The 8,589-nt window shown below is 73.9% G+C and carries 11 protein-coding genes and 1 pseudogene; 3 read left to right on the top strand and 9 right to left on the bottom strand.

What is annotated here, in order from left to right; translation table 11 throughout:
• The 4 genes from ACI6PP_RS22170 to nth all read right to left on the bottom strand — a co-directional run.
• The coding region (locus ACI6PP_RS22170) for a CvpA family protein (protein WP_421113898.1) at window positions 1-728 on the bottom strand (728 nt) is incomplete at its 3' end.
• Window positions 725-1,408: an NUDIX hydrolase gene (locus ACI6PP_RS22165; RefSeq protein WP_421113897.1), complete on the bottom strand. Its 684-nt coding sequence runs from the start codon at window positions 1,406-1,408 to the stop codon at window positions 725-727. The genes ACI6PP_RS22165 and ACI6PP_RS22170, both read right to left, overlap by 4 nt.
• Window positions 1,405-2,061 (bottom strand): TlpA family protein disulfide reductase, encoded by a 657-nt coding sequence (locus ACI6PP_RS22160; protein ID WP_421113896.1) that lies wholly within the window; start codon window positions 2,059-2,061, stop codon window positions 1,405-1,407. The genes ACI6PP_RS22165 and ACI6PP_RS22160 overlap by 4 nt, the downstream gene beginning before the upstream one ends.
• Window positions 2,058-2,786, bottom strand: coding sequence for an endonuclease III (gene nth, locus ACI6PP_RS22155; RefSeq protein WP_421113895.1), 729 nt, complete (start codon window positions 2,784-2,786; stop codon window positions 2,058-2,060). Before nth ends, ACI6PP_RS22160 begins: the two co-directional genes overlap by 4 nt.
• A gap of 202 nt (window positions 2,787-2,988) precedes the next feature.
• Between nth and ACI6PP_RS22150 the strand changes: the two genes are divergently transcribed.
• Window positions 2,989-3,666, top strand: a complete 678-nt coding sequence (locus ACI6PP_RS22150) for a Crp/Fnr family transcriptional regulator (protein WP_421113894.1) — start codon at window positions 2,989-2,991, stop codon at window positions 3,664-3,666.
• 116 nt (window positions 3,667-3,782) lie between these two features.
• Here the strand turns inward: ACI6PP_RS22150 and ACI6PP_RS22145 are convergent, their stop codons facing one another.
• The 4 genes and pseudogenes from ACI6PP_RS22145 to ACI6PP_RS22130 form a co-directional block, all read right to left on the bottom strand.
• The gene (locus tag ACI6PP_RS22145; protein ID WP_421113893.1) at window positions 3,783-4,562 is read right to left on the bottom strand and encodes an MBL fold metallo-hydrolase; all 780 of its coding nucleotides are present in this window, start codon (window positions 4,560-4,562) and stop codon (window positions 3,783-3,785) included.
• Window positions 4,563-4,579: 17 nt separating this feature from the next.
• The gene (locus ACI6PP_RS22140) at window positions 4,580-5,395 is read right to left on the bottom strand and encodes an NUDIX hydrolase (RefSeq protein ID WP_421113892.1); all 816 of its coding nucleotides are present in this window, start codon (window positions 5,393-5,395) and stop codon (window positions 4,580-4,582) included.
• A complete protein-coding gene (locus ACI6PP_RS22135; protein ID WP_421113891.1) occupies window positions 5,395-5,859 on the bottom strand; it encodes a RidA family protein in 465 nt (154 codons plus the stop codon). Before ACI6PP_RS22135 ends, ACI6PP_RS22140 begins: the two co-directional genes overlap by 1 nt.
• Window positions 5,859-6,026, bottom strand: a pseudogene (locus ACI6PP_RS22130) (DUF4177 domain-containing protein); the annotation flags it as partial. The pseudogene ACI6PP_RS22130 and the gene ACI6PP_RS22135, both read right to left, overlap by 1 nt.
• A gap of 58 nt (window positions 6,027-6,084) precedes the next feature.
• On the opposite strand from ACI6PP_RS22130, the gene bagA reads away from it, so the two are divergent.
• Both bagA and bagB read left to right on the top strand, forming a co-directional pair.
• Window positions 6,085-7,074, top strand: a complete 990-nt coding sequence (bagA, locus tag ACI6PP_RS22125; protein ID WP_421113889.1) for an ATPase BagA — start codon at window positions 6,085-6,087, stop codon at window positions 7,072-7,074.
• A complete protein-coding gene (bagB, locus tag ACI6PP_RS22120; protein WP_421113888.1) occupies window positions 7,071-8,270 on the top strand; it encodes an ArsA family ATPase in 1,200 nt (399 codons plus the stop codon). The genes bagA and bagB overlap by 4 nt, the downstream gene beginning before the upstream one ends.
• A gap of 44 nt (window positions 8,271-8,314) precedes the next feature.
• Here bagB and ACI6PP_RS22115 read toward each other — a convergent pair whose 3' ends face one another.
• On the bottom strand, window positions 8,315-8,554 hold the full coding sequence (locus tag ACI6PP_RS22115) for a WhiB family transcriptional regulator (RefSeq protein ID WP_421113899.1): 240 nt from the start codon (window positions 8,552-8,554) through the stop codon (window positions 8,315-8,317).
• Between the last annotated feature and the right edge of the window lie 35 nt (window positions 8,555-8,589).

Here is an 8,589-nt window from a genome sequence, read left to right as displayed (position 1 = left end):
CCCACCGCGACGAACGGGTTGTCGACGCCGGCGACGACGTGCGCGTTGGTCATGATCCGGTCGGGTGCGTAGACGAAGCCCGACCCCTCGATGCCCCGGTTGCAGCGCGCCTGGCCCACGACCTTGACGACGCTGCGCTGCGCCCGCTCGACGCCGCGGCGCGCGAGCACCGCCTGGTCGGGCTCCTGGATCGGGGTGATCTGCTCCTGGGCGAACGGCTCGAGGTACCGCGGGAACAGGTTGGAGTCGACGATGCGGTTGAACGCGCCGAGGGCCCGGTCGGCCTGCCCGGGCATCACGCCGTCGACCTTGCCGAGCAGGTACGACCCGCGCACCGCGTTGGACACGCCGGGGATCTGGGCGCCGCTGACGGCGTAGCCGAGCGCCCACGCCACCACGAGCACGGCCGCCATCGACAGCACGGCACCGCCCACGGCGTCGACCGACCGCGCCGGGCTCCACGTGATGCCCTGGCGCAGCATGCCGCCGATCCACGACCCGATGGCCTGCCCGACGACGGCGAGCAGCAGCACGCAGAACAGCGCGATGAGCGCCGTGCTGAGGGAGTCGCCGGCGTCCTCGAGGACGGTCGGCACGACCAGGATGCCGAGCGCGCCACCGGCGAGCAGCCCGATGGTGGCGGCGACCCCGGCGATGAAGCCCTGCCAGTACCCGGACAGCCCGTAGGCCAGCACCGCCACCACGAGGACGATGTCGAGGACGTTCACTGGTTCTCCTGTCGGGCTCCGGCCGGGGGCCGGGGGTAGGGCTCGAGGCGCGACTGGTCCCACTCGCGCTCCCAGCCCACGTGGCTGAACAGACGGGCGACGACGCCCGCGGTGAAGCCCCAGAGCGTCAGCCCGTCGCCGACGCGGAAGCCGGGGCCGCGCCAGCCCGACGGCCCGCGGACGGTGAAGCGTCGCTCGGGGTCGAGCAGGTCGGCCAGCGGCGTGCGGAACACCGACGCGACCTCGGCCGGGCTGGCGATGTGCACGGGCGTGCTGGACGGCGCGTAGCCGAGCACGACGGTGACCGCGGAGTTGCTGGGCGGCAGCCACAGCGGGGGGAGGTCGCCGAAGACGTGGACGGCGGCGGGGTCGAGCCCGACCTCCTCCTGCGCCTCGCGCAGCGCGGTCGCGGCCTCGTCGACGTCGCCCGGGTCGCGCCGGCCACCGGGGAACGACACCTGCCCGGCGTGCGAGCGCATCCGCGCCGAGCGCTCGGTGAAGAGCAGGTCGGGGCCGCGCTCGCCCTCGCCGAACAGCATGAGCACGGCGGACTGGCGCGCGTCGGCGGGCGGGGAGGGCAGCCGCGGCGACAGGTGGAGGTCCTCGACCTCGGACACTCCCTCGGCGAGCGGGTGCAGCCAGTCCGGCAGCCCCGCGAGGACGGACGGCTCGACGCTCACGGCGTCACCCCGAGGTGCTCCTCGACCGCCGCGTCGAGGTCGGCCTCGGTGTCGTACGGACGCCGCTCGACGGCCGTCACGGATCCGTCGGCGTCGACGAAGACCGTCTGCGGCAGGGCGACGACGCGCAGGGCGTCGCGCAGGGCGCCGTCGGGGTCGGCCACCGAGGGGTAGGTGACGCCGGACGACCCCGCGAGCCGCAGCGCGGCGGCAGGGTCGGCGTCCTGGTAGTCGACGCCGAGCACCCGGACGCGGTCGCCGGCGCGCTCGTGCAGGCTCGCGAGGACGGGGAGCTCGTCGCGGCACGGCTCGCACCACGACGCCCACAGGTTGACGACGGTGGGCGTGCCGCGCAGCGCGGCCAGGCTGACCGGCGACCCGCCACCGAGGCAGTCGAGGGACGCGTCGGGGAGCCTGACGCCGTCGGCGCCCGCGGGGGCGGGCGTGGCGGAGGCGTCCGTGGCCGGGCAGTCGTCCAGCCCGGCCTCGGACCGGAGCGCCTGCAGGGCGGGGGTGTCGACGTCGGCCTCGCCGGCCGTGGGCCCGCCGCCACCGAACGTGGGTGCGGTGGTGGGCTCGTCGTCGCCTCCACACCCCGCGAGCAGCAGCACCGACGCCGAGAGCAGCACGCCCGCGACGCGGGTTCGGCTCATGCGCGGCCCTCGGTCTTGACCAGCTTCGCGGCCTCGTCGGGATCGGTGGGTCCCTCGCCGAACGACGGGCACCAGCGCGCCACCGGGCAGGCGCCGCACGCCGGCTTGCGGGCGTGGCACACGCGGCGGCCGTGCCAGATCAGGTGGTGGCTGAGCATTGTCCAGTCGCGCTTGGGGAACAGCGCCCCGACGGCGTGCTCGGTCTTGACCGGGTCCTTCGACGTCTCGGCGTCGACGAGGCCGAGGCGGCGCGACAGGCGTCCGAAGTGGGTGTCGACGGTGATGCCCGGGACGCCGAACGCGTTGCCGAGCACGACGTTGGCGGTCTTGCGGCCGACGCCGGGCAGCGTCACGAGGTCCTTCAGACGCGGCGGGACCTCGCCGTCGAAGCGCTCGACGAGGTCGGCGCTGAGCTTGAGGACCGACTGCGTCTTGGCCCGGAAGAACCCGGTGGGCTTGAGGATCTCCTCGAGCCGCTCGCGGTCGGCACCGGCCATCGCCACGGGGTCGGGGTAGGCGTCGAACAGGACCGGCCGCACGGCGTTGACGCGCCGGTCGGTGGTCTGCGCCGACAGCACCGTGACGACGAGCAGCTGGAACGGGCCGTCGAAGTCGAGCTCGGCCTTGGCGTCGGGGTAGGTCTGCGCCAGGACGCGGTCGATCTTGCGGGCACGCCTCACCAGCGACGTCGGCGGCGGGCTGCTCGCGGCGGTCGGGGTCGGCACCGGACCAACAGTAATGGGGCCCACCGACACGCGCCGCGCCGAACGACCGGTCGCGATCGCGGGGAGGGCGAGGCGCGCCACGACGGGAAGCGTTCGCCTTTGGCGACGCGATAGGACAGACTGAGAGGCACACCACAGGCGCCGGCGGTGCCGGTGCGACACGGACGGTCCGCCGCCAGCGGGCCACGGCCAAGGAGACTTCGTGGACCACGACGTGCTTCGTCAAGCACCCCTGTTTTCCGGTCTCGACGACGAGGCCGCGGCCTCGCTCGGCTCGTCCATGACGAGCCTGACCATCCGCCGCGGCGAGGTCCTCTTCCACGAGGGCGACTCCGGCGACCGGCTCTACGTGGTCACCGACGGCAAGATCAAGCTCGGACGCACCTCGGCCGACGGCCGCGAGAACCTGCTCGCCATCCTCGGCCCCGGCCAGATGTTCGGCGAGCTCTCGCTGTTCGACCCGGGCCCGCGCTCGGCCACCGCCACCGCGGTCACCGACGTCGACATGGGCAGCCTCGGTCACGAGGAGCTCACCAAGTGGCTCGTCCAGCACCCCAACGTCTCGCGCGCCCTGCTGCACCAGCTGGCCGCACGCCTGCGTCGCACCAACGAGGTCGTCGCCGACCTGGTGTTCTCCGACGTCCCCGGCCGCGTCGCCAAGGCCCTGATGGACCTGTCGAGCCGCTTCGGGCGCAAGGCCGACGACGGCATCCACGTGCACCACGACCTCACGCAGGAGGAGCTCGCCCAGCTGGTCGGCGCCTCCCGCGAGACCGTCAACAAGGCGCTCGCCGACTTCGCGATGCGCGGCTGGCTCCGCCTCGAGCCCCGCTCGGTCGTCATCATCGACCCCGAGCGCCTCTCCAAGCGCTCCCGCTGACTCGTCCCACCCGTCCCGCGTTTACCAGGTTCTCCTGGTGAACAGTCGCGAACCGTGGCAAACATGCCGTGGTTCGCGACCGTTCACCAGGAGACCGTGGTAATCGACGAGAGCGGTCAGCCGCCGGCGGCGAGGTGGTCGAGCTGGGCGGCGACGGAGAGCTCGGCGGCGGGCCACACGGACTCGTCGACGTCGGCGTAGACCTGCTCGACGACGGCGCGCGGCGTCGTGGCGCCACCGGCCACCGCGGCGCGCACCTGCTCCAGGCGCTCGGCTCGGTGCGCGAGGTAGTGCTCCAGCACCGCGACCGGGTCCTCGACCACCGGGCCGTGCCCGGGAAGCAGGCTGACCAGCCCGCTGCGGGCCTTGCCGAGGAGGCGCTCCAGCGAGTCCAGGTAGGGCCCGAGCACGCCGTCGGGGTGCGCGACGACGGTGGTGCCGCGTCCCAGCACGGTGTCGCCGGTCAGCACGGCGCCGTCGCCGGGCACGAGGAACGACGTCGAGTCCGAGGTGTGGCCCGGGGTGGCCACCACCACGACCTCCAGGCCGTCGACCTCGATCACCTCGCCGTCGACCAGCGGGGGCCCGTCGACGCACTCCGCCGGGTCGGTCGCCCGCACGGGGCATCCCTGGTCGGCGGCCAGCGCGGCGGCGAGCCCGCGGTGGTCGTCGTGCCGGTGCGTCAGGAGCACGAGCGCGACGGGCGCCGCGACCTCAAGCACGGCCCGCATGTGCGCCTCGTCCCCCTCTCCGGGGTCGACGACGATCGACCGCTCACCACCGGGCTCGCGCAGCACCCAGGTGTTGGTGCCCTCGAGCGTCATCACGCCCGGGTTGTCCTCGCGGACGCAGACCGCCCGCTCGCCGACGGCCCCGCCGTCCCACCGCTCGCTCATCGCACCACCCTCCCGCGTCAGGTCTCGTCGCGCACGAGGTAGACGTCGTCACCCTCCAGCACCATGTGCGGCGCCACCACCGGGACGCGACGTCCGACCGCCGCGGCGCGCGCGTCGTCCACGGTGGTGAACGCGCCGAGCTGCTCGCAGGTGATGCGCGTGGGCGGCATCATCGCGAGGTCGGGGCCGACGTCCGCGAGCGGCACCCAGCGCACCTGCTCGGACTCGGTCGAGACGTCGCGCGTGCGCTGCCCCTCGGGCAGGGCGGCCACGAAGAAGAAGGTGTCGTAGCGACGCGGCTCGACCTCGGGGGTGATCCAGTGCGCCCAGGGCGAGAGCAGGTCGGCCCGCAGCACGAGGTCGTGCGCGGCGAGGACGGCCGCCAGCGACTGCTCGTGCTCGACGAGCGCGTGCCGGTGGGCCTCCCACTCCTCACCGGTGGTGTCGGGCACGACGTGGGCGCCGTCCGTGCCGGCGAGCAGCACGCCCGACTCCTCGAACGTCTCGCGCACCGCGGCCACCACCAGGGCGTGCGCGGCGTCGACGTCGCAGCCCAAGTGCTCGGCCCACCACGCGGCGTCGGGGCCGTGCCAGCCCGGCAGCGGCTCGGCGTCGCGCTCGTCGACCCCGCCGCCGGGGAAGACGTGGACGCCCGCCGCGAACGCCATCGAGCGCCGGCGCAGCAGCAGGTAGACGTCGGGCCCGGCGTCGCCGTCGCGCAGCAGCACGACCGTGGACGCCGGGCGCGGCACCGCGGCCTCGACGTCGCCAGCCGCGATCGAGGCGATCCGCGCCCTGATCGCGTCGCTGACGTCGAGGCGCTGGCGGTGCATCAGCCGGCGACCTCGACCACGAGCTCGACCTCGACGGGGGCGTCGAGCGGCAGTGCCGAGACGCCCACCGCGCTGCGGGCGTGCACGCCGGCGTCGCCGAACACGTCGCCGAACAGCTGGCTCGCACCGTTGGCCACCTGCGGCTGGCCGGTGAAGCCCGGGGCGGACGCCACGAAGACGGTGGCCTTGACGACGCGCACCACCGCCGACAGGTCGGGCACCTGCGAGCGGACGGCGGCGATGGCGTTGAGCGCGCTCTGACGGGCGCACTCGGTGGCCAGCTCGGGCGTGACGTCGTCGCCGACGCTCCCCTCGGCCACCAGCACGCCGTCGCGCATGGGCAGCTGGCCCGACACGTAGACGTACTGACCCGAGCGCACGGCCGGGACGTACGACGCCACCGGCGGCACGACGTCCGGCACGCTCAGCCCGAGCTCGGCGAGCCGCTCCTCGGGGGTGCTCATCAGCTGCCCGCGACGGGACGCTTGAAGTAGGCGACGAGGTTCTCGGGGTTCATCCCCGGCACCACCTGGACCAGCTCCCAGCCGTCCTGGCCGAAGTTGTCGAGGATCTGCTTGGTCGCGTGCACCAGCACGGGCGCGGTCATGTACTCCCACTTGGTCATGGACCGGACTCTAACGGTGGCCGGCCGGACGGCAGGGCGGTGCCGACCCCACTAGCCTGAGGAGGTGACCACCCCACCACCGAGGCTGCACGTCGTCACGGGCAAGGGCGGGACGGGCAAGACCACGGTGGCCGCGGCGCTGGCGATGGCGCTGGCCTCGGACGGTCGCCGCGTGCTGCTCTGCGAGGCCGAGGGCCGCCAGGGCATCGCCCGGCTGTTCGACCTCGCGCCGCTGCCCTACGAGGAGCGCCGCATCGCCGTCGGACGCGGCGGCGGGCAGGTGCACGCGCTGGCCATCGACCCCGAGGCCGCGCTGATCGAGTACCTCGACATGTTCTACAAGCTCGGTCGCGCCGGCAAGGCGCTCGACCGTTTCGGGATCATCGACTTCGCCACGACCATCGCACCCGGCGTCCGCGACGTCCTGCTCACCGGCAAGGTCTACGAGGCCGAGAAGCGCCGGGGCGACGACGGCCGCCACGTCTACGACGCGATCGTGCTCGACGCCCCGCCCACCGGCCGGATCACCCGGTTCCTCAACGTCAACACCGAGGTGGCCGGGCTCGCGAAGGTCGGCCCCATCCGCAAGCAGGCCGACTCGATCATGTCGCTGCTGCACTCGCGCCGCACCCAGGTCCACCTCGTCACCGTGCTCGAGGAGATGCCCGTGCAGGAGACCCTCGACGGCGTCGCCGAGCTCACCGCCACCGGGCTCCCGGTCGGTCACGTGCTGGTCAACCTCGTGCGCACCTCGCCCCTCGACGACGCCGCCCGCAAGGCCCTCGAGGCCGGCGACCTCGACGCGTCCGACGTCGCCGAGCGTCTCGGCCGCGCGTCCGTGGCCGGTGCCGACGACGTCGCGGCGGTGCTGCTCGACGAGGGCCGCGCCCACGCCGAGCGCCTCGACCTGCAGGACGCGCAGCGCAGCGTCCTCGACGAGGGCGAGCAGCCCGTCGTGGAGCTGCCGTTCCTGCCCGACGGCGTCGACGTCGGCGCCCTCTACGAGCTCGCCGAGCACCTCACCGCGGTGGTCGGCACCGAGGTGGACCCATGAGCCCCCAGCGCCGCACCCCCGACCGTCACCGCACCGTGCGCGGCGACGGCGGTGGCACCACGGCCACCCCGCTCGACGTCGACCGCGTGATCGGCGACCCGGCCACCCGGATCGTCGTGTGCTGCGGCTCCGGCGGCGTGGGCAAGACGACGACCGCCGCGGCGATCGCGCTGCGTGCGGCCGAGCAGGGCCGGCGCGTCTGCGTCCTCACCATCGACCCGGCCCGCCGGCTCGCCCAGTCGATGGGCCTCACCGAGCTCGACAACGTGCCGCGCCCGGTCGAGGGCGTGGGCGGCACCGGCTCGCTCGACGCGATGATGCTCGACATGAAGCGCACCTTCGACGAGGTGGTCGAGGCGCACGCGACGGCCGACAAGGCCCGCACCATCCTCGACAACCCCTTCTACCAGGCGCTGTCGAGCTCGTTCGCGGGCACGCAGGAGTACATGGCCATGGAGAAGCTGGGCCAGCTCTACGGCGAGCAGGCCGACGGCTCGGCAGGCGCCCGCTGGGACCTCATCGTCGTCGACACCCCGCCGTCGCGGTCGGCGCTCGACTTCCTGGACGCGCCCGAGCGGCTGTCGTCGCTGCTGGACGGACGCTTCATCAAGCTGCTGCTGGCCCCGGCCCGCGGCCCGGCCCGGCTGTTCTCGGCGGGGTTCGGGATCGTCACGAGCGCGCTCAACAAGGTGCTCGGCGCCCAGGTCCTCACTGACGTCCAGACCTTCATCGCGGCGTTCGACACGCTCTTCGGCGGCTTCCGTCAGCGCGCCGAGGCGACGTACGCGCTGCTCAAGGCGCCGGGCACGGCGTTCTGCGTGGTGGCGGTGCCCGAGCCGGACGCGATGCGCGAGGCCACCTACTTCGTCGACCGGCTGAGCGGCGAGCAGATGCCGCTGGCCGGCCTGGTGGTCAACCGGGTCACCGAGGTGGCCGGCGACCTCGACCCCGACGGTGCCGAGGTGGCCGCCCGGGCGCTCGAGGGTGACGGCGACGAGACGTCGGCGCGCGTCGCCGGCCTGCTGCACGTGCACGCGTCGCTGGGACGGGTGCGTGAGCGCGAGGACCGTCTGCGACGTCGCTTCGCCGCGGCGCACCCCTCGGTGCCCACCATCGCGGTGCCCGCGCTGCCCACCGACGTCCACGACCTCGACGGTCTCCGGACCATCGGTTCGCTCTTGTCCCGGACCACCTGACCGCCTGAGCACACGCCCAGACGCTCAGGCCGAGCGAAGTGACGTCAGGCGGTGCGGGAGACCTCGACCGGGACGGCGCCGGACTGGGCGGCCTCGAGGATCGAGCGCCACGAGGTGACGTTCGGACGACGGCGGAGCAGCGCACGGCGCTCACGCTCGGTCATGCCGCCCCAGACGCCCCACTCGATCTCGTTGTCGAGGGCCTCGGAGAGGCACTCGGCACGCACGGGGCACCCGGTGCACATCTGCTTGGCGCGGTTCTGCTCGGCGCCCTTGACGAACAGGACGTCCGGTCCGGCGTCCTTGCACGCCGCGGCAG

The sequence above is a fragment of the Solicola agrisoli genome, from assembly GCF_049059935.1.
Lineage (GTDB): Bacteria > Actinomycetota > Actinomycetes > Propionibacteriales > Nocardioidaceae > JAURVT01.
This window is presented reverse-complemented; position numbering and strand designations above follow the sequence as displayed.

Excerpts from the sequence above, each read along its gene's own strand:
- ACI6PP_RS22160 (WP_421113896.1), bottom strand. The coding sequence starts at position 2,061 with ATGAGCCGAACCCGCGTCGCGGGCGTGCTGCTCTCGGCGTCGGTGCTG.
- ACI6PP_RS22145 (WP_421113893.1), bottom strand. The coding sequence starts at position 4,562 with ATGAGCGAGCGGTGGGACGGCGGGGCCGTCGGCGAGCGGGCGGTCTGC.
- ACI6PP_RS22140 (WP_421113892.1), bottom strand. The coding sequence starts at position 5,395 with ATGCACCGCCAGCGCCTCGACGTCAGCGACGCGATCAGGGCGCGGATC.
- ACI6PP_RS22135 (WP_421113891.1), bottom strand. The coding sequence starts at position 5,859 with ATGAGCACCCCCGAGGAGCGGCTCGCCGAGCTCGGGCTGAGCGTGCCG.
- bagB (WP_421113888.1), top strand. The coding sequence starts at position 7,071 with ATGAGCCCCCAGCGCCGCACCCCCGACCGTCACCGCACCGTGCGCGGC.